The 23,569-nt window shown below is 45.7% G+C and carries 26 protein-coding genes; 16 read left to right on the forward strand and 10 right to left on the reverse strand.

Annotation, left to right across the window (positions count from 1 at the left end; genetic code table 11):
• Positions 1 to 150: 150 nt before the first annotated feature.
• The gene (locus FFM73_RS09345; RefSeq protein ID WP_137631491.1) at positions 151 to 1,791 is read right to left on the reverse strand and encodes an FAD-dependent oxidoreductase; all 1,641 of its coding nucleotides are present in this window, start codon (positions 1,789 to 1,791) and stop codon (positions 151 to 153) included.
• A 177-nt stretch (positions 1,792 to 1,968) separates the two neighbouring features.
• Between FFM73_RS09345 and FFM73_RS09350 the strand changes: the two genes are divergently transcribed.
• The 6 genes from FFM73_RS09350 (at position 1,969) to rpsI (ending at position 6,288) form a co-directional block, all read left to right on the forward strand.
• A complete protein-coding gene (locus FFM73_RS09350) occupies positions 1,969 to 2,802 on the forward strand; it encodes an energy-coupling factor ABC transporter ATP-binding protein (RefSeq protein ID WP_137631492.1) in 834 nt (277 codons plus the stop codon).
• Positions 2,772 to 3,650 (forward strand): energy-coupling factor ABC transporter ATP-binding protein, encoded by an 879-nt coding sequence (locus FFM73_RS09355; protein ID WP_137631493.1) that lies wholly within the window; start codon positions 2,772 to 2,774, stop codon positions 3,648 to 3,650. Before FFM73_RS09350 ends, FFM73_RS09355 begins: the two co-directional genes overlap by 31 nt.
• Complete coding sequence (locus FFM73_RS09360; protein ID WP_137631494.1) at positions 3,643 to 4,443, forward strand: energy-coupling factor transporter transmembrane component T family protein; 801 nt, start codon at positions 3,643 to 3,645, stop codon at positions 4,441 to 4,443. Before FFM73_RS09355 ends, FFM73_RS09360 begins: the two co-directional genes overlap by 8 nt.
• Before the next feature lie 11 nt (positions 4,444 to 4,454).
• Positions 4,455 to 5,252, forward strand: a complete 798-nt coding sequence (gene truA, locus FFM73_RS09365) for a tRNA pseudouridine(38-40) synthase TruA (RefSeq protein WP_137631495.1) — start codon at positions 4,455 to 4,457, stop codon at positions 5,250 to 5,252.
• A 186-nt stretch (positions 5,253 to 5,438) separates the two neighbouring features.
• Positions 5,439 to 5,882: a 50S ribosomal protein L13 gene (rplM, locus tag FFM73_RS09370; RefSeq protein ID WP_137631496.1), complete on the forward strand. Its 444-nt coding sequence runs from the start codon at positions 5,439 to 5,441 to the stop codon at positions 5,880 to 5,882.
• A gap of 13 nt (positions 5,883 to 5,895) precedes the next feature.
• On the forward strand, positions 5,896 to 6,288 hold the full coding sequence (gene rpsI / locus FFM73_RS09375) for a 30S ribosomal protein S9 (RefSeq protein WP_137631497.1): 393 nt from the start codon (positions 5,896 to 5,898) through the stop codon (positions 6,286 to 6,288).
• A 159-nt stretch (positions 6,289 to 6,447) separates the two neighbouring features.
• On the opposite strand, the gene FFM73_RS09380 is transcribed toward rpsI, so the two are convergent.
• Genes FFM73_RS09380 through FFM73_RS09395 form a run of 4 tightly spaced genes read right to left on the reverse strand, consistent with a single transcriptional unit; the run spans position 6,448 to position 9,458 of the window.
• Positions 6,448 to 7,251, reverse strand: coding sequence for an energy-coupling factor ABC transporter ATP-binding protein (locus FFM73_RS09380; protein ID WP_137631498.1), 804 nt, complete (start codon positions 7,249 to 7,251; stop codon positions 6,448 to 6,450).
• Positions 7,229 to 8,080, reverse strand: coding sequence for an ABC transporter ATP-binding protein (locus FFM73_RS09385; protein ID WP_137631499.1), 852 nt, complete (start codon positions 8,078 to 8,080; stop codon positions 7,229 to 7,231). The genes FFM73_RS09380 and FFM73_RS09385 overlap by 23 nt, the downstream gene beginning before the upstream one ends.
• Positions 8,053 to 8,844, reverse strand: a complete 792-nt coding sequence (locus FFM73_RS09390) for an energy-coupling factor transporter transmembrane component T (RefSeq protein ID WP_137631500.1) — start codon at positions 8,842 to 8,844, stop codon at positions 8,053 to 8,055. Before FFM73_RS09390 ends, FFM73_RS09385 begins: the two co-directional genes overlap by 28 nt.
• Positions 8,844 to 9,458 (reverse strand): ECF transporter S component, encoded by a 615-nt coding sequence (locus FFM73_RS09395; RefSeq protein ID WP_137631501.1) that lies wholly within the window; start codon positions 9,456 to 9,458, stop codon positions 8,844 to 8,846. Before FFM73_RS09395 ends, FFM73_RS09390 begins: the two co-directional genes overlap by 1 nt.
• 377 nt (positions 9,459 to 9,835) lie before the next feature.
• Here FFM73_RS09395 and FFM73_RS09400 point away from each other — a divergent pair, with 377 nt between their 5' ends.
• Positions 9,836 to 10,276, forward strand: coding sequence for a MarR family winged helix-turn-helix transcriptional regulator (locus FFM73_RS09400; protein ID WP_137631502.1), 441 nt, complete (start codon positions 9,836 to 9,838; stop codon positions 10,274 to 10,276).
• 88 nt (positions 10,277 to 10,364) lie between these two features.
• Here FFM73_RS09400 and FFM73_RS09405 read toward each other — a convergent pair whose 3' ends face one another.
• Complete coding sequence (locus tag FFM73_RS09405) at positions 10,365 to 11,870, reverse strand: MFS transporter (RefSeq protein WP_137631503.1); 1,506 nt, start codon at positions 11,868 to 11,870, stop codon at positions 10,365 to 10,367.
• 258 nt (positions 11,871 to 12,128) lie between these two features.
• Between FFM73_RS09405 and FFM73_RS09410 the strand changes: the two genes are divergently transcribed.
• The gene (locus tag FFM73_RS09410) at positions 12,129 to 12,944 is read left to right on the forward strand and encodes a hypothetical protein (RefSeq protein WP_137631504.1); all 816 of its coding nucleotides are present in this window, start codon (positions 12,129 to 12,131) and stop codon (positions 12,942 to 12,944) included.
• A 57-nt stretch (positions 12,945 to 13,001) separates the two neighbouring features.
• Here FFM73_RS09410 and gap read toward each other — a convergent pair whose 3' ends face one another.
• Positions 13,002 to 14,012: a type I glyceraldehyde-3-phosphate dehydrogenase gene (gene gap, locus FFM73_RS09415; protein WP_171001266.1), complete on the reverse strand. Its 1,011-nt coding sequence runs from the start codon at positions 14,010 to 14,012 to the stop codon at positions 13,002 to 13,004.
• A gap of 197 nt (positions 14,013 to 14,209) precedes the next feature.
• Between gap and FFM73_RS09420 the strand changes: the two genes are divergently transcribed.
• Positions 14,210 to 14,650 carry a CopY/TcrY family copper transport repressor gene (locus FFM73_RS09420; protein WP_137631506.1) on the forward strand — a complete coding sequence of 147 codons (441 nt, stop codon included), beginning with the start codon at positions 14,210 to 14,212 and terminating at the stop codon, positions 14,648 to 14,650.
• Between the two features lie 36 nt (positions 14,651 to 14,686).
• Here the strand turns inward: FFM73_RS09420 and FFM73_RS09425 are convergent, their stop codons facing one another.
• Positions 14,687 to 15,094, reverse strand: a complete 408-nt coding sequence (locus FFM73_RS09425) for a hypothetical protein (protein WP_137631507.1) — start codon at positions 15,092 to 15,094, stop codon at positions 14,687 to 14,689.
• A gap of 144 nt (positions 15,095 to 15,238) precedes the next feature.
• On the opposite strand from FFM73_RS09425, the gene FFM73_RS13100 reads away from it, so the two are divergent.
• The 4 genes from FFM73_RS13100 to rfbB all read left to right on the forward strand — a co-directional run bounded on the left by FFM73_RS13100 (position 15,239) and on the right by rfbB (position 18,451).
• Positions 15,239 to 15,370: a hypothetical protein gene (locus FFM73_RS13100; RefSeq protein WP_268920522.1), complete on the forward strand. Its 132-nt coding sequence runs from the start codon at positions 15,239 to 15,241 to the stop codon at positions 15,368 to 15,370.
• 124 nt (positions 15,371 to 15,494) lie between these two features.
• A complete protein-coding gene (galU, locus tag FFM73_RS09430) occupies positions 15,495 to 16,418 on the forward strand; it encodes a UTP--glucose-1-phosphate uridylyltransferase GalU (RefSeq protein ID WP_137631508.1) in 924 nt (307 codons plus the stop codon).
• A 122-nt stretch (positions 16,419 to 16,540) separates the two neighbouring features.
• The gene (locus FFM73_RS09435) at positions 16,541 to 17,494 is read left to right on the forward strand and encodes an ROK family protein (protein WP_235874495.1); all 954 of its coding nucleotides are present in this window, start codon (positions 16,541 to 16,543) and stop codon (positions 17,492 to 17,494) included.
• A gap of 12 nt (positions 17,495 to 17,506) precedes the next feature.
• Positions 17,507 to 18,451, forward strand: coding sequence for a dTDP-glucose 4,6-dehydratase (rfbB, locus tag FFM73_RS09440; RefSeq protein WP_137631510.1), 945 nt, complete (start codon positions 17,507 to 17,509; stop codon positions 18,449 to 18,451).
• Positions 18,452 to 18,551: 100 nt separating this feature from the next.
• On the opposite strand, the gene FFM73_RS09445 is transcribed toward rfbB, so the two are convergent.
• A complete protein-coding gene (locus FFM73_RS09445; RefSeq protein WP_137631511.1) occupies positions 18,552 to 19,304 on the reverse strand; it encodes an SDR family NAD(P)-dependent oxidoreductase in 753 nt (250 codons plus the stop codon).
• A 126-nt stretch (positions 19,305 to 19,430) separates the two neighbouring features.
• Complete coding sequence (locus FFM73_RS09450; RefSeq protein ID WP_137631512.1) at positions 19,431 to 20,183, reverse strand: NUDIX domain-containing protein; 753 nt, start codon at positions 20,181 to 20,183, stop codon at positions 19,431 to 19,433.
• Between the two features lie 175 nt (positions 20,184 to 20,358).
• Here FFM73_RS09450 and FFM73_RS09455 point away from each other — a divergent pair, with 175 nt between their 5' ends.
• The 3 genes from FFM73_RS09455 (at position 20,359) to FFM73_RS09465 (ending at position 23,404) form a co-directional block, all read left to right on the forward strand.
• Entirely contained in the window at positions 20,359 to 21,465 is a 1,107-nt protein-coding gene (locus tag FFM73_RS09455; protein ID WP_137631513.1) for a glycerol dehydrogenase, read from the forward strand.
• A 262-nt stretch (positions 21,466 to 21,727) separates the two neighbouring features.
• Positions 21,728 to 22,261, forward strand: a complete 534-nt coding sequence (locus tag FFM73_RS09460) for an ECF transporter S component (protein WP_373278658.1) — start codon at positions 21,728 to 21,730, stop codon at positions 22,259 to 22,261.
• A 90-nt stretch (positions 22,262 to 22,351) separates the two neighbouring features.
• On the forward strand, positions 22,352 to 23,404 hold the full coding sequence (locus FFM73_RS09465) for a D-alanine--D-alanine ligase family protein (RefSeq protein WP_137631515.1): 1,053 nt from the start codon (positions 22,352 to 22,354) through the stop codon (positions 23,402 to 23,404).
• The last annotated feature ends 165 nt before the right edge of the window (positions 23,405 to 23,569 follow it).

Here is a 23,569-nt window from a genome sequence, read left to right on the forward strand (position 1 = left end):
TTGAAGCTTAGTCATAAAAAATCACCTCATCATAATTGATAAGGTGATCATACTGCGCCGTTAGACGCATTCATAGACGTTCGGTTATAGTGTGCTTACCAATATCTCAGCTTGAACTAGCGAAAGCATTATCTCGTTTTGAGTCTCAACTTACTTTTGACGGTAAATTGATTTTGGCGTTCCATAGCGGGATTTGCTCCATGTTCGTTGTAACCACGGCACAAACCAGATATCTAAGCCAAATGTCCGACCAGACCCGTTGAGCAGTGCAAATGCGACGAATAGTATCCAGCTAGCCGGCCAGGTATGAACCAGAAATAGGAATCCCAGAATAACTAGGAAGTTCGCACACCAGGTAGCTAGACCGAAGAAAATCAGGATGCCCAGAATCAATTCGATAGTTCCCATTGTTGGCGATAGGGTCGTCATCCAACCAGCAGTACCACCCATGTTACTCATCCCATCAAAGAAGAGACCTAAGCCAAAGAATAAGCGTAGTGGCAGCGTCCAAAGAACGTTGGTATTCGTGGCTGTGTTGCTGCCTAGGACGGTTCGCTTATTTTTCGTCTTGAAGATTTCATTCATCAGGTACTTCCACATTGCGTAACCAGAGCGGATACGGCCGAAGTACAGCAGGTTACCGCCATGCTTCATGGCTGTCGCAAACCAACCCCGGATTCGTTTACCAAAGACTTGTGCAATACCGTACCGGTACCCAAATGAGACCATGAAGCCCATGTTTTTATCTTTGAATGCTTCATAACTTTGTGAGCCGTTGATGTCTTCACTCACATTGTGAGCCACGACGTATGATTCAAATTCAGCTTCCTGTGCGGTTTGAGGAACTGCACGTTCAGCACCCTCCTCAGTCGCGTTGGCGTCATCACCAGCAACGTAAATGCTCTGGTCTTCAAAACCGGTAGCTTGCAGATATTTGTTGGTTACCAAACGACCGCCACGACCAGCTTCGATACCAAATTCATCGACAATGTGGTTGGTCTTGACACCAGCGGTCCAAATCAAGGTATTGGTCGAGATTGGATCTTGTTCCTTGATTTCTACTGAATCTGCGTTAACTTTAGTGATAGCTGATGAAGCGCGAACTTCAATACCATTAGCTTTAATGTATTTTTCAGCGTGAGCTGCGTTCGTTCGATCCAGCATCTTGATAATGGTAGGGGATGCTTCAACTAAGATGACCTTAATTTCGTTAACGTCGATGCGGTAGCGTTTGGCCAAGATCTTCTTGTAGTCGATCAATTCGCCAATGGTTTCAGCACCCGTGAATCCAGAACCGCAGACAACGATGGTTAGCGCTGCTTGGCGCTTTGCTGGATCGGTTTCTGAAGCGCCTTGTCGAACGATGTCATCTAAGTGGGTGCGTAGCCGGATGGCGTCTTCCATGGACCAAAGGGTGTAACCATTTTCCTTAACTCCAGGTGTTCCGAAGTCATTAGGTTCACCACCCATACTGATCACTAAACTATCGAACGGATACTGACCGTTTTCACCGGTTACCACTTTATTATCCTTATCCACTTGAGTAATGGAATCCGTGACCAACTTGACGTTCTTATTATGATTGAATAAATGCTGTAAATCGTATTGAATGGCGTCAGGCTGAACCCGTTCCGTGGCTACTTCGTGAAGTTGAGTTAAGTATGTGAAATATGAGTGGCGATCAATCAAAGTAATCGTCACGTCAGAATTAGATTTAAACCGTTTAGCGAGTTTTTTTGTTGTGAGAACCCCAGCAAAACCCGCACCAACGACCACGATATTTTTGGTCATTTAAAAACCTCCTATGCTAAAATGTGAAAGCGTTTCCGATATGACAATTATAGGCTACATTACTGAGCATGCCAAATAATAACTCATACTATCTTGAAAAAAAGCTGTGAAAGTACCATTGTGGGGATAAGATTTGTTATAATAGCATGTGAATTTTAAAAAACGGGGAAATTATAAATGGCCATTATTCAGGTTGAACATTTAAATTATCAATATAGTAATAGTGATACTAAAGCTATTGATGACGTCAGCTTTGAGATTCAGGCTGGCGACTGGGTGGCCATTGTTGGCCATAACGGCAGTGGTAAGAGTACGCTGGCCAAACTGCTAATTGGGTTAATGGCTGCCGATTCCGGTAAGATCACCATTGATGGTCAAGAATTGACGCCTGACAGTGTTTGGCAGATCAGGGAAAAGGTGGGCATGGTTTTCCAAAACCCTGATAACCAATTTGTGGGTGCTACCGTGGCTGACGACGTGGCGTTTGGTATGGAAAATCGCGGCGTTGACCGTGATACGATGGTGGTTAAAGTCGATCGGGCCTTGAAACAAGTCGGTATGTCTGCTTATAAGGATCGCGAACCAGCGAACCTTTCCGGTGGTCAAAAACAGCGGGTCGCACTGGCTGGTATTATCGCTATTGCACCGAAGATCCTGATTTTGGATGAAGCCACCAGTATGCTGGATCCTCGTGGCCGACAAGAGATCTTAGCCGTGATTCAGCAGTTAAAAACGGATCTCAATTTAACGGTTCTTTCCATCACCCATGATATTGACGAAGCGGCTAACGCTGATCGGCTGGTGGTGATCGATGACGGGCGCTTTGTGGAAGAGGCGACCCCTGATAACATCTTTAATCATGGTCAGCAGTTAATCGACATGGGACTTGACGTTCCGCTGTCCGAAAAGCTCAAAGACGCACTGCAGAAACGGCACGTTGCTGTTCCGCAATCTTATTTAGATGAAAGGGGCTTAATCGATTGGCTACGGACATCACGTTTGAACAAGTAGATTATTGGTATCAGGCTGGGACGCCCTTTGCGGTCCAAGCCCTTAAGAATATTGATCTGCAGATTACACCGGGGTCGTTTACAGCGGTGATTGGACAGACCGGTAGTGGTAAGTCCACACTGATTCAGCATTTAAATGCGCTATTGAAGCCGTCTTCCGGGACGGTTAAAATTGGCGACAGAGTGATCAATAATGAAACGAAAAATAAACATTTAAAACCGCTTCGAAAAAAGGTTGGTATTGTGTTTCAATTTCCGGAAAACCAGTTATTTGAAGAAACGGTGATCAAAGACATTGCGTTTGGTCCGCAGAACTTCGGTATTTCGGAGACGGATGCGCTAGTGCTGGCAAAACGGATGGCAGGCGAAGTGGGTCTTGATGAGGCACTTTTAAAGCGGTCACCGTTTGATCTGTCTGGCGGTCAAATGCGACGGGCTGCCATCGCCGGTGTCTTAGCGTTAGAGCCGGAGGTACTGGTATTAGACGAGCCTACAGCGGGGCTGGATCCTCGTGGCCGGTTAGAAATCATGCAACTGGTAACCCGACTGCGTCAAGAACAGAACCTGACGATCGTGCTCATCACCCACCAGATGGATGATGTGGCAAATTATGCGAACCAGGTGATCGTAATGGGTCATGGTGAACTCATTAAGCAGGGGACACCTAGGAAGATTTTTAGCGACCCTAAGTGGCTGGAAGACCATCAGTTAGGCCTACCGTCCGCAACTAAAATGGCCTATGAACTGCAGCAGGCTGGATTTACTTTTAAGACCATGCCACTGACCGTTGAGGAACTAGCTGATCAGTTGACACCACAGTTATCCAAGGGGGCGATCAGCCATGAATAAAGTCATGTTTGGCCGCTTCATTCCCGGACATTCCTGGGTTCACCGATTGGATCCCCGGGCAAAATTAGTCCTGAGCTTTTTATACATTGCCGTGGTGTTCTTCGCCAATGATTTTTGGACGTACCTGATTATGACGGTGCTGCTATTAGCTTCAGTAGTAGCTTCGGCAATTCCGCTAAGAGTCTATATTCGGGGATTAATGCCCTTATTTTGGCTGATGATTTTTACCGTCCTAATCCAAGTCTTCTTTGGCGCTGGCGGTCACGTTTATTGGCAGTGGGGCTGGTTAGTGGTGAGTCAAAATGGTCTGAATAGTGCCGGTTTAATTTTAATGCGGTTCGTGCTGATTATCTTGATCTCGACTATTTTAACGTTCACTACCGAACCGCTGGAAATTGCGGATGGCATCGAATCGCTTTTGAGTCCGCTGCGCAAGTTTCATTTTCCGGTGGCCACGCTGGCCTTGATGCTGTCTTTGGCATTGCGGTTTGTGCCCACGTTAATGGACGAAGCTGAAAAGATCATGAATGCCCAGCGTTCTCGTGGGGTTGATTTTGGCGCTGGTGGTCTGCGACAGCGGATTAAGACGATCGTGCCGATTTTAATTCCGCTGTTTGTCAACGCGTTTAACCGGGCCATCGAAATCTCCACTGCCATGGAAGCCAGGGGCTATCAAGACGGCGAGAACCGGACCAAATACCGGCAGTTAAAATGGCACCGCTTGGATACCGTGTCATTGGTCATCTACGTGGTGAGTTTAAGTGCCGTCATTGGATTACGTTATTTTAGTTGAGAGGATAAATTCTGTTGAGATATAAAATTATATTGGCCTATGATGGCACCAACTTTGCCGGCTTTCAGCGCCAGCCCCATATGCGAACGATTGAAAGCGAACTGACGCGGGTCGTCAACAAGATGGCGAAGAATCCCACGCCAGCTATTGTGATCTATGGGTCTGGTCGGACGGATGCTGGCGTTCACGCTTTAGGGCAGGTGGTTCATTTTGATATGCCCTTTAATCTGACGGCAGAAAGCATGCGTAAGGGCTTAAATAGCATGTTGCCGGTAGATATGGAGGTCTTGCACGTTGACATCGTTAGCGAGGATTTTCATGCCCGCTATGATGTTTCTGGCAAGTGTTACCTGTACCGGATGGACTTAGGTGAGTTCCGTAACCCATTTAAGCGCAACTACACGGGTCACTGGAAATTCCCAGTTGACGTTGACCGAATCAATCAGGCTGCTAAGGACCTGATCGGCGAACACGACTTCACGAGCTTTGTGGCATCGGGTTCCTCAGCCCGGACGAACTACCGGACGATCTACGAAGCTGGCTGTCATTTAGATCGGCCCAATAACGAGTTGGTATTTGAGTTTTACGGCAACGGGTTTCTTTATAATCAAGTGCGCATCATGGTTGGGGTGCTGGTTGAGATTGGTTCTGGTACCCGGCCAGTGGACGATATTTTAAATCTGTACCGGATCAATGACCGTCGCGCTGCCAGGCGGACGGTTCCGGCAAGCGGGTTATATCTGAAGCACGTTTATTATGAGGGAGATGATCCCGAACATCCCACTAAATTACCTAAACGGCAACGGTAAACCAGATCTAGTAAGTTAGGTGGGCAACTATCAGTTTTATAAATTAGAATGAAAACAAATCCGGAAAACCCTTGACTTAAGGGGCAGAAATTTGTACTATGTTAATTGGTATTGTTTGCCCCACGATAGGCCCCGGAAACTTGTTATTGGATGTCAAACAAACACTGAAATTGGAGGAAATTAATCGTGCGTACAACATATATGGCTAAACCAGGTGACGTGGATCGCAAGTGGTACGTGGTTGATGCAACTGATGTTCCCTTGGGACGTCTTGCTTCAGCTGTCGCTAACATCTTACGTGGAAAGAATAAGCCAACGTTCACCCCAAATGTAGATACTGGTGATCACGTTATTGTGATCAATGCTTCGAAAGTTGCTTTAACGGGTAAGAAGGCTACACGGAAGATCTATTACCATCATACGAGCCACCCAGGCGGTTTAAAGCAACGCACTGCTGGTGATTTTCGTGCAAATGACCCAGAAAAATTGATTGAAACTTCTGTCAAGGGTATGCTTCCTCATACTTCATTAGGTCACAATATCGGCTTGAAGCTTCACGTTTACGCTGGCGACCAACATGACAATGCTGCTCAAAAGCCTGAAGTTTTGGATATCACTAACCTAATTTAAGGAGGAAATCAAATTGGCTCAAGTACAATATCGCGGCACTGGCCGTCGTAAAGATTCAGTCGCTCAGGTTCGTTTAGTACCAGGTACTGGTAAGATCACTATGAACGACAAAGCAATCGAAGATTACATTCCATTCGCTAACTTGCGTGAAGTGGTTGTTCAACCATTTAACGTTACTGAAACCTTAGGTAACTATGATGTTTTAGCAAACGTTAATGGTGGTGGCTTCTCAGGTCAAGCTGGCGCTACTCGTCACGGTATCGCCCGTGCATTGCTCGAAGTAGACCCTGATTTTCGTGGTCCCCTCAAGCGTGCCGGTTTATTAACTCGTGATGCACGTATGAAAGAACGTAAGAAGCCAGGTCTTAAAAAGGCCCGTAAGGCTGGTCAATTCTCAAAGCGTTAATATCAATTGGTATATGCGTTCAAAGCAGCTTTTCCCGTTTAGGAAGAGCTGCTTTTTTGTGGGCTGAGAGGTCCAAAAAAGGCTAGTTTCAAGTCCTGCTGGAGGATTTGAAACTAGCCTTTTTAGCGAGATGTTTCAATGCAACATCACCAAGGATTATTAGTGAACTAGGTGCTTTTCGGCATAGTCTTGCGGTGTCAGGTAAACTTGATGATCGTTAAAAACTTCCTGAGCGATGGTCATGATTCGCGGTGGTAAAAGACCGGCCTTTTTAACGGGTTCTGGGCAAGAGAAAAAGTTAGTGGGTACTCCTTCGAAAACAACGTTACCAGCCGCTAAGGCGACCATTTTAGGGAACGTAGCAGCTACCCAGTCCATGTCATGGGTGATGGCAATGACTTGATGACCCGTTTGAGCGAGATGTTGTATCAGTACAGTCACCAAGCGCTGACTGGGCCAGTCAAGTGACATCATAGGCTCATCAAATAGGTAGATCTGCGGGTTGATTGCTAGCACTGTGGCGATGGTCAGCAGCTTTTTTTCTGGCAGTGAGAGATCAAAGGGGTTCTGGTCTTTGAGTTTGGTTAAGCCGACTGAAGCCAACGCCTTTTTTATGGTAGCTTGAATCAACTCTGCATCTGATTCAAGCTGCGATAGACTCCAGGCAACTTCTTTTTCAACGGTTGCGTTAAATAATTGCGAACTAGGATCTTGAAAAATGATGCCGATCGTGCGTAAACGCTCCTCAGGCGTTAAGCGTGCTAAATTTTGCTGGTTGATGTTAATCTCGCCTTTTTGCGGCTGAATGAGGCCGGTTAAGAGTTTAAACAGAGTAGATTTACCGGCACCGTTTTGCCCCACGATGGCGACCAATGAATCAGCAATTGACAGTTGATTAATTGAGAGCTGAAAATCGCTGGCTGGATACTGATAGCGTAAATCACTGATTTGAATGATTGACATTCACACACCTCCGAAGCTGATTGAGAGTTACTGGAAAAAGTGTCGGTTTAATAGCCAATGGCCAATTCATCAACCTCGCCAGTTGATAGACCATAGGTGTTGTCACCTGCCATTCTGGGTTAAGGTGATTCATCACTTGCAGTGGTGTGCCGTGGCTGACGAGGTGGCCCTTTTCGAGTATCCACAGCTCATCAGCCGTTTCACACAGCTCATCAATTTCGTTTGAAACAATCACGATCGTGGTATGGGTGACGGTTTTGAGCCAATTGAAAAAGTCCCTTCTTCCCTGCGGATCCATTTCACTGGTTGGATCATCTAAGATCAACACATTAGGGTGAGTGACGATGGCTGTGGCAATGGCTAACCGCTGAAGTTGACCGCCTGATAGGGAATCGGGGGATTGCTGCAACTGCGCTGTTAGCTGTAATTGTGCGGCGACTGTTGTCACGCGTTGCTGGATGTCGGTTTCTTTAACGCCATGGTTCAAGAGATCAAAGGCAATTTCGTCGGCAACCGTGTCAGCTAACCCGCTTAATTGACTGTGGGGATCCTGCAGGACAAAGCCGGTTTGTTGATTATAGGCCGGCCAGTCTCGAACGGGAGATTGGTCGCCAATCTGACAGTCACCCGTTAGCTTGCCTGAAATAATCTGCGGGACGATCCCGGCCAGGACACGACAGAGTGTAGTCTTACCAGCGTGGTGATTACCAATGATCCCGATAATGCGATTGAGCGGTACGGAGACGGTGAGGTCGTCCAACACCGGGTTCCGGTCATGCTGATAGGTGAAACTGAGGTGATTTAGAGAAAGTTGCTGATAATTTGCCATAGCTTAACCCCGATTAAAATCATGATCATGAACACTAAAAAATAATGGTTAAATTTTGGCTTGAAATAGTGATACATCGGTGTCGCAATCGTCCGTTCTGGACTGTTGAAGCCGCGTAACTGCAGGGTAATTGAGCGATTGATCGACTGATCAAAGGTTTTGATGATGAGCGGAATCATGATTGGCAATAGTGACTGCAGTTTTTGAATCAGCGTTCTTTGGAGATTAATCCCCCGAGCTTTCTCAGCAAATTGAATCTTGTTTAAATTTTGCTGGATCTGCGGCAGAATATAGCAGACCGACATGAGTAAGTAGACCTGATTATAAGGCATTCCCACCGATTCAAGGTACGTCGCATTCTCCGAGATGGTGGTCGTATTCATGAAAAAACCGATGGAAAAGATGATGATCAGTATCCGGGTACCCATATTGAGGGCGTAAAGAACGCCCTCTTGGTAAAGGGTGATCGATAAAATGGTGACTAGCGGATGCGTGTTATGACTATTAAATAGTCCTTGGATGAGGATCATCGTGGCAATTAAAAAGAGGCTGAATGAGACTGCGTGCAGCGTGGCCACGGAAAGCCGTGACAGGAGCAGAAGTGTCAGTGAAATCAAAACCAAGCCGACTTCAAAATATAAGTCAGTGAGCTGAAATGACAGCAGGGTCAAAAACAGTGCCAGTAACAGTTTGGTTACGGGATCGATGACGTTATACCAATGTAATCGAACGGTCTTTTGAAGACTGTGATTTCGAATATCCATTATTGATTATCCTTGAAATAGTTGATCATCCGTTGCGGTAATTGACGATAAATTAAAAATGCCAAGTAGGCCACAGCGAATTTGTCCAACAGATCCAAAACGAATTCATCGGTGAACGAGGCCAGCCAAATGTTGATGTGATTGCCAATCATCGTGGCAAAGATCGCGTCGCCCCAAGCAACCCCAGTTTGGCCACCCCAGAAGATCACGTTTAGCGGGGTGGAAATAATGGTTGAAACTAACGCAATGATGATTGCCGAAACAAAGACCCGCTTAGCGTTTTGAAACCAGCCGCGGTGAAATAAAATCCCCACAGCGATACCAATACCAATACTGGTGATGGCATAAACCGTTGAAACTGGCGATAGGGTGAGGCCATAGATCACGTTATTAATAAAGCCGCTGATGGCGCCAGCAGTTGGCCCCGCCAGCATACTGGCTAGAAAGGTGCCCAGTGAGCCTAACCACAGTGGTAATTTGAGGCCTTCCGCCAGCGCTTTAGCGATGTAGTTGATGCCTACCGCCGCTGGTATGAGCGTCGTTGTTGCGACTGTTAGATGAATTTTCCAGGTGCTGAACCGACTATCTTGATTGTTAATATTCTTTGCCTTCATACGTTCTCTCTCCTCTACGTAATCCCAAACAGTGACAACTATTTTAAATAAAAGTAAAAACAACTTATATGCTGTGAAAATAAAAGCACTTTTTACTTTTATTTGTTGCTAATAAATCTAAGCTATTTTAATGACAATGTCAAGCAAGTTAAAGGCAGTTTGTTCATCAGCGCTTTTTAGACGAGTGACTTCAACACGCTACCAACAGCGGTTTCAGGGCTTATACGGAATATTCCAGCGCATTAAGTTAGCCTTGAATACGGATGAATTAAAAATTATCACAGAAAAAACTTACAGGATTTTAAAGTAATGTGCTCAATAAAGGTTATCTAACGTTATAATTAAATTATTCATGTATTCATTCAGGAGGGATCTTTTTGACTTTACAAACGTTTCCGGGAGATTTAGCCCAAAGCTTTTCGATAATTCACCGTGCTTTTCAACGGGATACTCAGCCAATCTACAAAGCACTTAATTTAAACGTTACCAACGCATACATATTACTGTTGTTAGAGCAGCAGGGTGAGCACAGTCAAAACGAATTAGCCAAAAAACTGGTGATCAATAAGGGTCAAATTACCCGGGAAATTAAGCGGTTATCCGAACTGGGTTACGTATCACAGACCCAATCCGTTGATAACCGGACGACAAACGTGATCAAGATTACGACAGCGGGCAGCCAGGTCGTGCCCAAAATCGTGGAAATTCGGAACAAATGGTGGCAGCAGCGGCTTGATCGCAGTCATCTTAATGTGGACGCACCGTTTGCTGAGACGCTGCAGACGGTCATGAAAGAGTTGATTCAGCGCAGCAAATAGGACGAAAAATGAGTCGGTTTTAGGGGATAAGACCAAAAAACGTACCAGCCGTTTATTTGACTGGTACGTTTTTTATGGTTTTAAATAACTATGAAGCTGACTTTTCAGTCTTAAGAGCTGCCAAGTGTGCATACTTGGCTTTTTCAAGCTGCTGGGCCCAAATGTTAAGACTACCGGCGATCAGCATTAAGATGAGTGACACGACCATGATGTTATGCAGACCAGTGTGCAGAATCACGCGCATTTGTGGAATCAACTTAGCGGGCAGTGAGCCAACACTAGCAGCATCACTCAATTTGTTCATCATTTTCATGGTGATCTGACCGCCAGAACGGGCAACGCCATGGCGCAGCGCACTGTTCATGATGAGTCCAAAAATCGAGGCCATAAACGTTTGACTCAGCATCCGAATCAGAAAACTAAAAGAGGTAGCAACGGGGACATCCTTAGGATCAGCATCCTGCTGGACTTTGACCTGTAGTTCGTTGAAGCAAGCACCATTACCAAAGCCTTCGAAGACTCCAGCCAATAGCAGCATCCAGTAAGGCGCTTTAACGCCCATCACAACCATCAGCAGAAAGGCGATGACTAGGGTAAAGATACCTAGTGCGATCACCCTTTGGGGAGTTAGCGCACGGCGCAGAGGGGCCACTGAACTCGAACCAATGAAATCAGTGACGGAACTTGGAATTTGAGTTGCCCCACCAATTAGCGCGCTGGTTCCCAGCAGTGCTTGGGCCCACATTGGACTGTAAATGAGGAATCCCAGAAAGGCTGCCCAAATGATCATAAACAAAATAAAATCAATGACCAGGGCGCGATTCTTAAATAGACGTCGCGGAATGATGGGATCATCCACGTGTCCTTCGATGTGGAATAAAACACCCAGACAAATAGCAGCAAAGACCACAACTGCAATCACGATCATTGCGTTCACACTGCCAATCATTTCAATACCGGCCAGCAGGGCAATGAGACCCACGCTCATGAGGCAGGCGCCGGCATAATCCACCGCACTGTCCACCCGGTATTTAGGATCAGATTTATAATAAAGCTGTACCAAAATTGCTGAAATTAAACCGACTGGGACGTTTAAGAAGAAGACCCAGTGCCAGCTGAAGGTATCGACAATGTAGCCACCGACTAACGGACCGATGATCGTTGCCATGCTGTAACTGGCTGAAACAAATCCCAGGACCTTCATCCGTTTACGGGGATTCTCGTACAGGTGCGCGTAGATGATATAGGGTAGTGACACCACCCCGCCATTACCAATTCCGGCAATCGTTCTGGCGATAATCAGAAAAACGATATTGGGTGAAATTCCTTGGAGAAACGAGCCGACCACGAAGAACATGGCCGCTAATTGGTAGGCTTGCTTGTTGCCGATGTGTTCACCTAACTTGCTCCAAAGGGGAGTGCTGACGGCCGTTCCTAATAGGAAGACGGCAACAATCCAGCCCATTAACTCGATGCCATGAAGGTCAGAAATAATGGCTGGTAACGCAGTGTTAATAATCGTGTTATCGAGACCACTCATGGCGTTTGAAAGTAATAATGCAAAGGTGACAATAAAGATGTTCCGTTTTGACACAGGAGAACCTTCTTTCAATAGAATTATGTGATATGTAGCATTAAGAATATATAAGTAGATTTCAGTAATATCATAATCACTTGTTTATCTTACAACGAAACGTATAGCGATGGAAAGAAGCAATCTGAATGTAACCGTTATATCGGTTAAAATACCTGGCATTTACAACTTCCAATTAAATTTTGCGGTGTTGCATGAGCAAGCCGTGAACGGTATTGTGAAATTAAACAGCTAAATTCTTGAGGAGGAAAATTACGGATGAAATTACGTTTATTGCGGGTTATGTTGGTTGGCTTAGCAGGGGTGAGTTTGGTCAGTCTGGCGGGGTGCGGTCATTCGACAACTGCCAGTAAAGCTGGCAAAGTGGCCTTTGTAACCACTGCTCAAAATGCTAAAAGACAGGTCTGGTACCGGTTGAATACGGCTGCACCGAAGTCTAACAGTCAGGTGAAAGATGTTTTGGTCCAGCAAAAGAGACGAGTTACTGATTATCAAGTGACGGGTGTTTCCTTGCAGTCGCTGAACCATCAGCGGGTCAGTCAGGTCATCAGGTTAGCCAAAGATAATGAGCGCCAAACATTTAACCAAACACTGGCAAGTAAGAAAGCCAATTACCATGGTGAACTGGCAACAGATAAGGCCAATCAGAAAAATTCCAATCAATACACCTATAAAAAAGGCATTGCCCAAGCTAATTCGGAGGCAAAACAAGATCAGAAACGTGCTGATCAGTTCGATCAATCCACGCGGCAGCTACCCTTTGCTGCCACCAAGGCGTACCCGGTGACTGCTAAAGTCAGTAAAAATAAGAGTGGTAGGCAAGTTGTTGGGGAAATAATCCAGATCAAGGCACAAAAATGGCAGTATGGCACTGCCGCGAGCGGGACGGTTAAGCAGGTTCAACAGCAAACGCAGTTTAAATTGAACACCCAAGATCTAATGACTGCACCAGTAACGGTCAGCGGTACTAAGTACATTGGCTATTACGGCACTGCTAACGCGTTGGTGACCAAAACGACCAATGCCAAGGCCCAAGCTAACTTTGATACGCCAGCGATTCCAAACGTCAACTAAACGCAAAAAAACACGGCTGATAAACAGCCGTGCCAGATAGATGTTAGTGAGTTAAATTTATGCGTCTGCGAAGGCTTTAGCAGTCCGCACCATGTTGGAAACGAAGCCGTATTCGTTATCAAACCAAGTAGCCGTTTTAACCACTTGGAACTTACCGTTGGTCGTGACCTCGGTCAACGTTGGATCGAAGACGCCACCGTGGGTATCACCGATGATGTCTGAAGAAACAATGCTGTCTTCATTCCAGCCAAATGACGGGTTGCCATCGGTGTAAGGCTTGATGGCGGCGTTGACCTGATCAGCAGTGACTTCAGTACCCAGTACCGAAACCAGTTCGCATACGGAACCATCAATAACCGCTACCCGTTCGGCATGGCCCTGTAAGTGACCGTCCAATTCTGGAATGACCAAACCAATCGCTTTGGCGGCCCCAGTTGAGTGCGGAATCGTGTTGGCGGATGCGGTCCGGTTAGGGCGCAGTTTGCTGCTCTTCGGCCCATCCAAAATCATTTGTGAGCTGGTAAAGGCGTGGATAACGGTCATGGTGCCCACTTCCAGGCCAAACTCTTTGTTTAACGTATAGGCCATTGGGGCTAACGCGTTGGTGGTGCAGGAACCAGCGGAGATGATCGTATCGTCAGCGGTGATGGTATCCTCGTTAACGTTGTAGACAATCGTCTTGATCGGGCCGGCTGGAGCGGAGATCAAAACTTTCTTGACGCCAGCATCCAGATGAGCCTGAGACTTTTCTTTTGAAGTGTAAAAACCGGTGCACTCCAAGACGAGTTCAACACCGTTGTCCTTGACCCAGGGAATGTTCTTAGCATCACGTTCGGCGTAAACGCGGAAGGTGTGACCATCAATCACCAATGAATCATCAGTAGCGGAGACATCGTATGGCACCGTCCCATGGGTGGTATCATATTTAAACAGATACGCTAGCATGGACGGGGTTGTTAAATCATTAATAGCGGTAACTTCAATATCCGGATCATTGAGTTCAAGTACCCGACGTAAAATCAAACGACCAATCCGACCAAAACCGTTAATGCCTACTTTAACCATGATCAAATTCCTCCTTAGTCAGTCACCTGAGGGCAACTTTGATGTTCATTATACGGACATTAATCAAATTAACAATTGAAGCGACTTCAGGTATAGACCGGGCTGTGAGTGTTATTATTTTAGGTAGAAATTAATTGACATCAACGTGGACCATGTTAAACTTTTCCTAGTGTGTACAACTGTAAACGGAGGGCTAAACCATGAGCGAATCAGTACAGAATTCGATTCAAGAGATTACACCATCAGAGTGGGAATTAATGCGGATCGTGTGGACGAAGGGTAAGATCTATTCTCGTGAACTGATTGATTTACTGCAGGAAAAACGGTCGTGGTCTGACTCGACGATAAAAACGCTTTTGCGGCGGCTCGTGCAAAAGGGGCTGCTAAAGACTGAGAAGAAAGAACGGCGGTTTCTCTATACCGCAACGATCAGTGAAACGGCGGCCATGAACGGTTCAGCTGAGCAGTTATTTGATCATTTGTGTGCCATGAAGAAAGGGGCCACTTTGTTAAACTTAGTGGACCACGTGACCCTGACGCAAGATGATATTGCGCAATTGCAAGCAGCATTGAGCCGTAAAGTTAAAACAGCACCTAAACAGGTGCCCTGTGATTGTTTACCTAATGATGAACAGTGTTAATAAATTAAAAATGATTATCAGTCGCTGGGCTGATAATCATTTTTTGTTCAGATTAATAACTTTAGTGGTATACAGTTTGCCGGTATTTAAACTGACGTAATTTAATCTGCTAGTATTGCCGCCTAGCCAAGTTCTGAAAACAATGAACCGGCCAGTGTGGGTGACCTGACTGCTTCGAGTAGGCTGCTGGTAGTTCCAGATACCGCTACGGGCGGTGGTGGCGTATAACCAGACGCGGTTAACGTAGATCAGCTGATGATTGACGCGCTTCTTTTGATAACGCAGATGATAACGTTGGCGTATCTGGCTCACCGTGTACTTTGAAGCATACTGCTGGTGATCAATGGTCACGGTATGTTTTAAGCTGGACGGTCTGGTCTTCACCGGTCCGAGGATACTGGCAATTAAATATTGAATGGTTGCTGAAAAGGAATTTTGAAGCATTTTTACCCGCCTTCTATCTAAGTTTCATTATAAGGCAGAATCAGTCTCTTGATTAAGCATTAAGCTTTACCCAAACGCACGCAGTATCTGCGCTCAGAACACTTGAATCGGATGCTTCGCGGACTTCAAAAAGGGGTTAGCGAAATGATGCATAACCTTCAATACCATAACCGGTACGAATTTCCTAAGCGCCGGTATGCCGTCTTAGAACGTCAGTATCAAAATGGCGGTGACAGTGACTGGGTCCGTGAGTTTTTCCAGCAAACAGTACACTAAATGTGTCTTAATCACCGGTAACTATGTTATGAATTTATTAAAAGCCCCCTTTTTTCGGGCACATAGTGTAAAATAGAAATTAGCTTTGATAAGCATGATTCTGTTAATAGAGGAGATTCTAATCATGAAAGTACGTAAAGCCGTGATTCCGGCAGCCGGTCTTGGGACCCGTTTCCTGCCAGCAACTAAAGCGCTTGCAAAGGAAATGCTGCCAATTGTCGATAAACCGACAATTCAGTTCATTGTTGAAGAGGCTAAGGCCAGTGGCATTGAAGATATTCTGATCATTGAAGGCAAGGGAAAGCGGTCTATTGAAGACCATTTCGATTCCGCTCCTGAGCTGGAACAAAATTTAAAGCAAAAGGGTAAAACTAAGTTGCTGGAACTGGTTCAAGAAACCACTGCGGCAGCTGGCATGAATCTCTATTATATTCGCCAGCCATATCCTAATGGGTTAGGTGATGCCATTCGTTACGCTAAGTCATTTATCGCGGGGGAACCTTTTGTAGTGATGCTTGGCGATGATCTAATGAACGATAAGGTGCCATTGACCAAACAATTAATGAATGAATACGAGAAGACACACGCATCAATTCTGGCCGTCAAAAAGGTTCCTCATGATGAGGTATCGGCTTACGGTGTGATTGATCCCCAAGATCAAGTAGATACTGACTTGTTTAATGTTAACCGGTTTGTTGAAAAGCCCGCCATTGATGAAGCACCCAGTGATCTTGCTATTATTGGCCGGTACTTGCTGACCCCGGAAATTTTTGATGTTTTGGAACACCAAAAGCCGGGTAAGGGCGGCGAGATTCAACTGACGGATGCAATCGATAAGTTGAATCAGACTCAGCGTGTCTTTGCCCATGAATTCAAGGGTCAGCGCTTTGATGTCGGCAACAAGTTCGGCTACGTCAAGACCAACGTTGAATACGGCTTGACCCATCCGGAAATCAAGGATGAGCTGCGTCAGTATATTTTAGATACAGCGGATCGATTACGTAAGGAAACGCCAACTAAAAAAACAAATAAGCCTAATGAAAAATAGTTCAAAGGAAGGTCAACTCATGTGGAGCTGACCTTCTTTTTGTCTTGACCGTGCTAAATCATTTATCGAAGTCGAGACAGTATGTTATTATCATGTAAAACGCTTACAAGCAGGTGAAAGAGATGTATCTTGGAATTGATCTAGGTGGAACCAACATTAAAATTGGTTTATTAAACGATGATTTGACCGTTCAGACTAAATTGAAAGTAGCGGCCGAATCGGAGACGAATAGCCAAACGGTGATGGCCAACATGATTGCTGGTATCAAGCAGCTATTAGTTGAAACTCAAACAGATACCAGCCGGATAAAGTCGATCGGCATTGGCGTTCCCGGACAAATGGACATTAAAAAAGGATTATCAATCTTTTCGCCTAACTTTGCTAACTGGGAAAACGTGCCGGTGGTGCAATTGATTGAAGCACAGTTTCATTTGCCGACCTACATTGATAACGATGTCCGGGTCAATCTATACGGCGAATGGCAATTAGGCGCTGGTCGTGGTAAGCAAAACGTACTGATGGTGACGCTAGGTACTGGTCTGGGTGCGGCGATCATTACTGATGGTCAGATGATGTACGGTAAATCAAACAGTGCCGGTGAACTGGGTCATTTGAACATGTATCGTCATGGCCGGCCATGCGCGTGCGGCAGTTCGGGCTGCCTAGGGCGGTACGTGTCGGCTCGGGGCATGATCAAAACGGTTCAGGAACATCTAGCAGCCGGTGAAACCAGTGTGATTACTGATTGGACGCATAACGACCAGACTAAGATCACCGCTAAAATGGTCTCTGAGGCTTATGACCAGCAGGATCAGTTAGCCCAAACGGTGATGCAGGAGACTGGTGAAATTTTAGGCTATGGGTTAGCGTCAGCCATTAATCTGTATAATCCAGAACGGATCATTATCGGTGGCGGAATGGCCGCTGCCGGAGATCGGCTGTTAACACCCACTCGAGCAGTGATTGCCGGTCACGCCTTGAAAGTTGCCCGAGAAGTGTGCGATATCGTCCCTGCTCAGCTGGGGGCTTGGGCTGGGATGATCGGTGCGGGTGTGTACGCTAAGCAACAGATTTGAAAGGGGCACATTATGAAAATTTTAGTAACAGGTGGTGCCGGCTTTATTGGCAGTAATTTTATCCGGTATCTCTTACGAAAACATCCTGAAGATAGCATTGTGAATTTAGATCTGCTCACTTACGCTGGCAATTTACATAACTTGGATGGTGTTTCAGATGATAACCGCTATCACTTTGTGCAGGGTAATATTCGTAATCGAGAATTAGTTCAACATTTGATTACTGAATATGGTATCGAGACGATCGTTAATTTTGCCGCCGAATCCCACGTGGACCGGTCGATTGAAAATCCCGATACCTTCGTGACAACTAACGTGGAGGGGACGCTGGCGTTACTGGACGTTGCCAGAGCGGCTGAGGTCACGAAATTTATTCAGATCTCGACGGATGAAGTTTATGGCTCATTAGGCCAGACGGGGACTTTTACCGAAGAATCGCCCTTGCAGCCGAACTCACCGTATTCAGCCAGCAAAGCTTCCGCGGATATGCTGGCAAGAGCGTATTTTGAAACTTATGGTCTAAACGTATCGATTACGCGTAGTTCCAATAACTACGGGCCTCGGCAGCATCCAGAAAAACTGATTCCACGGATGATCACCCGGGGCCTGGCAGGAGAAACCCTGCCCATTTATGGTGACGGCAAAAACGTGCGCGACTGGTTATACGTGCTGGATAATTGCCGGGCAATTGAATTGGTGATGCGCCGTGGCCGCGCCGGTGAGGTCTACAATATTGGCGGTCATAATGAGCAGTCAAATAATGAGATTGTGCGGTTGATCTGCTTGGAACTGGGCATTAGCGAAGATCACATTGAATACGTTGCTGATCGGCTAGGGCATGATCGCCGGTATGCAGTGGATAGTTCCAAGATCGAACGTGAATTGGGGTGGCAGCCCGAAGCCGACTTTAAGACGGAGTTTGGGCAGACGGTTGCGTACTATCGCAGTATCGTGTGACACTTTGTGAATATTTAAAAATAGCTATGAGTTAACGGATGTTAGATTCGTTGACTCATAGCTATTTGATATTAAATTATATTTAATCATTGTACCTAAATTATTCCGCCGTCATGCCGCCATCCACCGGAATTTCAACTCCGGTAATAAACGAGGCATCATCCGAAGCTAAGAAGGCAACGGTGGCTGCGACTTCTTCGGGTTTGCCCAGTCGTCCCAGTGGATGAACTTTGCCCAATTCAGCTTTCGACTGCTGATAAGTATCAGAAGCGTAATCAGCCATTTCGGTTGCAATCAAGCCAGGGTGAACCGAATTAACGCGTACTTGTTGCGCAGCGTATTCGATTGCGGCATGCTTAGTCATTAACCGAACCGCACCTTTACTTGCACCGTACAGCACGGTTTGAGCAGTGCCGACTAACCCAGCAGCTGAAGAAGCATTGATCACGGATCCATTGCGCTTCTTGGCCATCAGGGGAATCACGTGTTTCATGCCAAAGAAGACGCCCTTAGCATTGATTGCCATAGTCTGATCCCACTGCTCTTCAGTAATGTCAGGTAAAGCAGTGAGTTTAAAAATACCGGCGTTATTAAACAAAATATCGATTGTGCCAAACCGCTTGATTGTTTCATCGACGACTTTGTCCCAGTCAGCTTCCTTACTGACGTCCTGTTTCATAAAAACTGCCTTGTCAGTTGCTGACTGTTTTTCCTGAGCTTTACCAGCCACGTCATTGATATCAGTGAAAACAACGGTAGCACCTTCTTCAAGAAATCGTTTGACAGTTGCTAAGCCAATCCCTGCTGCACCGCCCGTTACGAGCGCTACTTTATTTGCCAGTCTACCAGTCAATGTGAAAGCCTCCTATTCATGTCTAATTACATGCTCATAGTATCACAGAAGACTGGATATTTAGGAGATGGACACTCACGATAAAAACTGGTGTCAATTACGGCGTTGGTCCTTACCGGTTGTACATTATAAATAACGCAACCGAAAGACTTTGGCAGGGCGGCCTGGGTGGGTTTGACTAGCCGTTCCCACCGCTTCAAAAATCTGCCGGTGGTTCTTTTTAAAGTTGGAATTATCGATATCGGCGAGCGTAAGATGTTTAAAAATCGCAAAAACTTGCCGGGCCTGCTTAAGGGTAAAAGTGGCGCCTAAGATTAGCAAAATGTTGGGCTGATAATCGAGCTTATTGGCGATTCGGTCACAGGCAATTTTGAGGATCCAGTCATGATCAAAGGCTAACGAAACGGTGGCATCGATTTTGCGGTCGGTCAGCCTGACGTAGTAATCAGTTTGGTTCGTAATAGGGGTCGTCAAAAATTTAAATTCACCGTTCGTAAACACACTTTGGTCATCCGCTGTTTGCATACTAAACCAGCGGGCATCGGTAGCGCCGTATCCTGGAGTTAGTTTGGGCATTTCAGGTAAAAAGGTCATGTAAGCTAGTGAGAGCGTTCGCTGGCCGGGTGTGCGTTCCGGGTGGGTAAAGGTGGCTAGCTGTTCAGTATGGAAGCTGGCCAGTTTCAAGCCGATTTTTTCACGGACCAATCGCAAAGCAGCCTCATCAGCACTTTCGTCAGCACGCATGGTCGTTTCAGGCAGTGCCCAAAACTTTGCAAAAGGCTGATCTGCGCGCCGGACAAGCAATAAATTAACTTGGTGACGGTCACGGTCAAAACTCCAAATAATGTTGGTGATCGTAATTTTAAATTGTTCTGCCATTTCGATCTCCTTCCAAGTTAGTTCTAATTACTCTTATTCTACTTTAAATGATTAGAAAATGCAGTCTTTAACGGAATTATGGAAAGTGGCTTTATTTGAAATAGTGAAACCGCATACATTACAACCGATATGGGTTATACTGGTGACGTAAATACAAATATGGAGGTAATCACCGATGACAAAAATTTTTGGTAGTCCATCGACGTACGTTCAAGGTAGCGGTGCCTTATTTGACAGTGCTGAAGCCTTGCACAAGTTAGGGTCTAAACCCATCGTGATGGCTGATACGACGGTCTATAAGATTGTGGGTAAAAAGTTTATCGATTACTTAGGTCAGCAAAAGTTTGATGTTCGTAAGGTGACATTCAAGGGTGAAGCTTCGGATCAGGAAATCGACCGCATTACGGGCATTGGCCAAGACTTTGGGGCTGATTTGATTATTGGTCTCGGCGGTGGTAAGACACTGGATTCAGCTAAAGCCATTGCTGACAATTTAAAGTTGCCAGTGGCAATTTTACCAACGTTAGCCTCAACGGATGCACCTTGTTCACGGTTATCGGTGATCTACACGCCAGACGGTGGTTTCGAAAAGTACCGCTTCTACAGCAAAAATCCCGATTTAGTCCTAGTTGATACACAACTGGTTGCCAACGCGCCAACCCGGTTGCTAGCTTCCGGCATTGCGGATGCTTTAGCGACTAACGTTGAAGCTCAAGCAGTTGCCAAGGGTAACGGCCAAACGATGCTGAATGCTAAGCAGACCTTGGTGGGAAACGCCATTGCAGAGAAGTGTGAAGAAACACTGTTCGCTTACGGTCTGCAAGCTATTGACGCTGCCGGGGTCCACGCCGTTACGCCAGCTTTGGAAAAGATCGTTGAAGCCAATACGTTAATGAGCGGTGTTGGGTTTGAAAGCGGCGGGTTAGCTGCTGCTCATGCCATTCATAATGGGCTGACTTCCTTACCCAATGAGGCACTGCACGCCAAGACCCACGGTGAAAAAGTCGCCTTTGGTACGTTGACTCAGCTGTTTCTAGAAGGCCGCGATACCGAGGATATTCAATCCTATCTTGAGTTTGATCTAGCATTGGGCTTACCAACGACCTTTGCTAGTCTCGGAATCGCAGATATTTCTGATGACGATCTGTTGAAAGTTGGTCAAGCAGCAACCGCACCAGCGGATACCATGACTGAAATGCCGTTTAAAGTGACGCCGGCAGATGTTGTGGCGGCGATGAAGGGTGCCGATGCTTATAGCAGAGCCATTCAGGGGTTAGCATAATTAATAGTTAAAAAGCAATAGTTTTGACTAAAATACCACGATTTTCCAACGGCCAGTAATGGCGGAAAATCATGGTATTTTAAGTTTGCTGGATCAGCGTATTTGTTGACGATCAGATAGTCTTTATTAATTGTGAAAACTGTGTATTCGCGGTAAAATTAGAGCCATCTAAGTTGGATGATCAACATCACGAAAGGGGGAGAACGTCATTAATACACAGAGTCGCGCCTATCGTATTTCGATTTTATCGTTATTTATTGCCATTGTTTTTGTTCAAAGTATTGTGCCGTTTCTAGGCTATATTCCGGTGGGACCATTTAGTATCGTGATCATTCAGGTGACAGTAGTGATTGCCGCCGTTTTACTGGGACCCAAGGATGGGGCCTGGGTCGGCTTTACCTGGGGGTTCATCAACTGGATTCGGGCCTTCGTCTGGCCGACCAGTCCCATGGCCATTTACGTGTTAGTTAACCCATTAGTTTCAATTCTGCCACGATTATTAGTTGGTCTAGTCAGTGGCTGGGCAATCTTAAAAATGGTTCGTAATGTGCGCGACGCCAAGATCTGGCAATTGTCATTGACCGGGATTATCGGCTCGTTAGTCAATACCATTTTGGTACTTGGGTTTATGGCTGGCATGTATTACCTAGGTTGGCTGCCACTAGATAAACTCAACGTGCATGCCTTGATGCCGTGGTTATTAGGCATTATGGCAACAAACGGGGTACCTGAAGCAATCATGGCAGGCGTCTTAGTGCCCTTGATCAGTAAGCCTTTGCTGAGATATGTAAAATGAAAATTCAATTAGACCGTTTGCCAAAATCTAGCTCCGTCAATTCTTTTCTGCTATACTTAAGGTTCTAAGAAAGAAGCGGAGGAAAAAATTATGAAGATCGTGGTATTAGCGGGTGGTCGCTCAACGGAACGCAACGTGTCCCTGTCTTCTAGTGCTAAGGTAGCAAATGCATTACGGCGTAAGGGTTATGAGGTTGCGCTAGTCGATTTATTTCTAGGTTTACCAGGCGCAGACGATCAGTCTATGGCGAAACTATTTACCAGTCGAGAACAAAATATTGACCTTAACATTTCGGATGAGATCATGACGGATGACGTTATCAATGCGTTACGTCCTGATGGGTCTACTCAGCTATTTGGCCCGAACGTGTTAAAAATTTTGGCAATGGCTGACATTGTCTGGGTCGGTCTGCATGGTGGTGATGGTGAAAACGGTAAGGTTCAAGCAGTTCTTGATCTAAACAATATTCCGTATACGGGCAGTGGTGCACTGGCTTCCGGAATCGCGATGGATAAAAGCGTTTCTAAGGAAATCATGTTGTATAACGGCATTAAAACGGCGCAGTTTGTTAATATCCGTAAGGAAGACTCCGGAACAGTTGTCTTGCCATTTGGCTTCCCAGTTTTCATTAAGCCGGTCAATGGCGGTTCTAGCGTGGGTATGTACATTGCTAAAAACGATGATGAATTTAAGCAGGACTTAAAAAAAGCCTTTGAATTTGATGATGAAATTTTAGTCGAAGAATACATTGATGGCCGTGAATTCTCAATGGCGGTTGTGAACGGTAAAGCTTTGTCAGCTATTGAAATTATCGTGACGGATGGCTGGTACGACTTTGAACATAAATTTGTGACGGGTAATACCACTAAGTTTGTGACCCCACCGGATATTCCAGATGAGGTTCACGATAAAATGAAGCAGATTTCTTTGAAGACCTTCAAAGCGTTAGGCCTCAGCAACTATGGTCGAATTGATTTTCTCTGGAACGACAATGGCCTATATGTGATTGAAGCCAACTCGTTACCAGGCATGACACCGCTGTCGCTAATGCCGCAAGAAGCTGAAGCAGACGGTATCCGGTACGATGATCTGTGTGATCAGATCGTTCAAGGACAGGTTAAGGCTTTAGGATTAAAAGCATAAACTAAAAAAAGAGTGTGTGACACAGCTCGGTAGATTCCAGAATTTAACCCAAATAAGACCTATTCCTGCGATAATCCCTTTATGGTTGTCAGATGAAATACAATAATTCATTTGATGACTATGGAGGGATTTTTGTATGCCTAGATCCAAACACACAGCACTGGA

The organism is Secundilactobacillus hailunensis (assembly GCF_005405185.1).
In the GTDB taxonomy this organism is placed as follows: Bacteria; Bacillota; Bacilli; order Lactobacillales; family Lactobacillaceae; genus Secundilactobacillus; species Secundilactobacillus hailunensis.

Excerpts from the sequence above, each read along its gene's own strand:
- FFM73_RS09380 (WP_137631498.1), bottom strand. The coding sequence starts at position 7,251 with ATGTCAATCATTCAAATCAGTGATTTACGCTATCAGTATCCAGCCAGC.
- FFM73_RS09455 (WP_137631513.1), top strand. The coding sequence starts at position 20,359 with ATGACAAAAATTTTTGGTAGTCCATCGACGTACGTTCAAGGTAGCGGT.
- FFM73_RS09390 (WP_137631500.1), bottom strand. The coding sequence starts at position 8,844 with ATGGATATTCGAAATCACAGTCTTCAAAAGACCGTTCGATTACATTGG.
- rfbB (WP_137631510.1), top strand. The coding sequence starts at position 17,507 with ATGAAAATTTTAGTAACAGGTGGTGCCGGCTTTATTGGCAGTAATTTT.
- FFM73_RS13100 (WP_268920522.1), top strand. The coding sequence starts at position 15,239 with ATGATGCATAACCTTCAATACCATAACCGGTACGAATTTCCTAAGCGC.
- FFM73_RS09450 (WP_137631512.1), bottom strand. The coding sequence starts at position 20,183 with ATGGCAGAACAATTTAAAATTACGATCACCAACATTATTTGGAGTTTT.
- FFM73_RS09360 (WP_137631494.1), top strand. The coding sequence starts at position 3,643 with ATGAATAAAGTCATGTTTGGCCGCTTCATTCCCGGACATTCCTGGGTT.
- FFM73_RS09465 (WP_137631515.1), top strand. The coding sequence starts at position 22,352 with ATGAAGATCGTGGTATTAGCGGGTGGTCGCTCAACGGAACGCAACGTG.
- FFM73_RS09420 (WP_137631506.1), top strand. The coding sequence starts at position 14,210 with ATGAGCGAATCAGTACAGAATTCGATTCAAGAGATTACACCATCAGAG.
- FFM73_RS09425 (WP_137631507.1), bottom strand. The coding sequence starts at position 15,094 with ATGCTTCAAAATTCCTTTTCAGCAACCATTCAATATTTAATTGCCAGT.
- FFM73_RS09350 (WP_137631492.1), top strand. The coding sequence starts at position 1,969 with ATGGCCATTATTCAGGTTGAACATTTAAATTATCAATATAGTAATAGT.
- FFM73_RS09385 (WP_137631499.1), bottom strand. The coding sequence starts at position 8,080 with ATGGCAAATTATCAGCAACTTTCTCTAAATCACCTCAGTTTCACCTAT.
- FFM73_RS09345 (WP_137631491.1), bottom strand. The coding sequence starts at position 1,791 with ATGACCAAAAATATCGTGGTCGTTGGTGCGGGTTTTGCTGGGGTTCTC.
- FFM73_RS09410 (WP_137631504.1), top strand. The coding sequence starts at position 12,129 with ATGAAATTACGTTTATTGCGGGTTATGTTGGTTGGCTTAGCAGGGGTG.
- FFM73_RS09395 (WP_137631501.1), bottom strand. The coding sequence starts at position 9,458 with ATGAAGGCAAAGAATATTAACAATCAAGATAGTCGGTTCAGCACCTGG.
- galU (WP_137631508.1), top strand. The coding sequence starts at position 15,495 with ATGAAAGTACGTAAAGCCGTGATTCCGGCAGCCGGTCTTGGGACCCGT.
- FFM73_RS09435 (WP_235874495.1), top strand. The coding sequence starts at position 16,541 with ATGTATCTTGGAATTGATCTAGGTGGAACCAACATTAAAATTGGTTTA.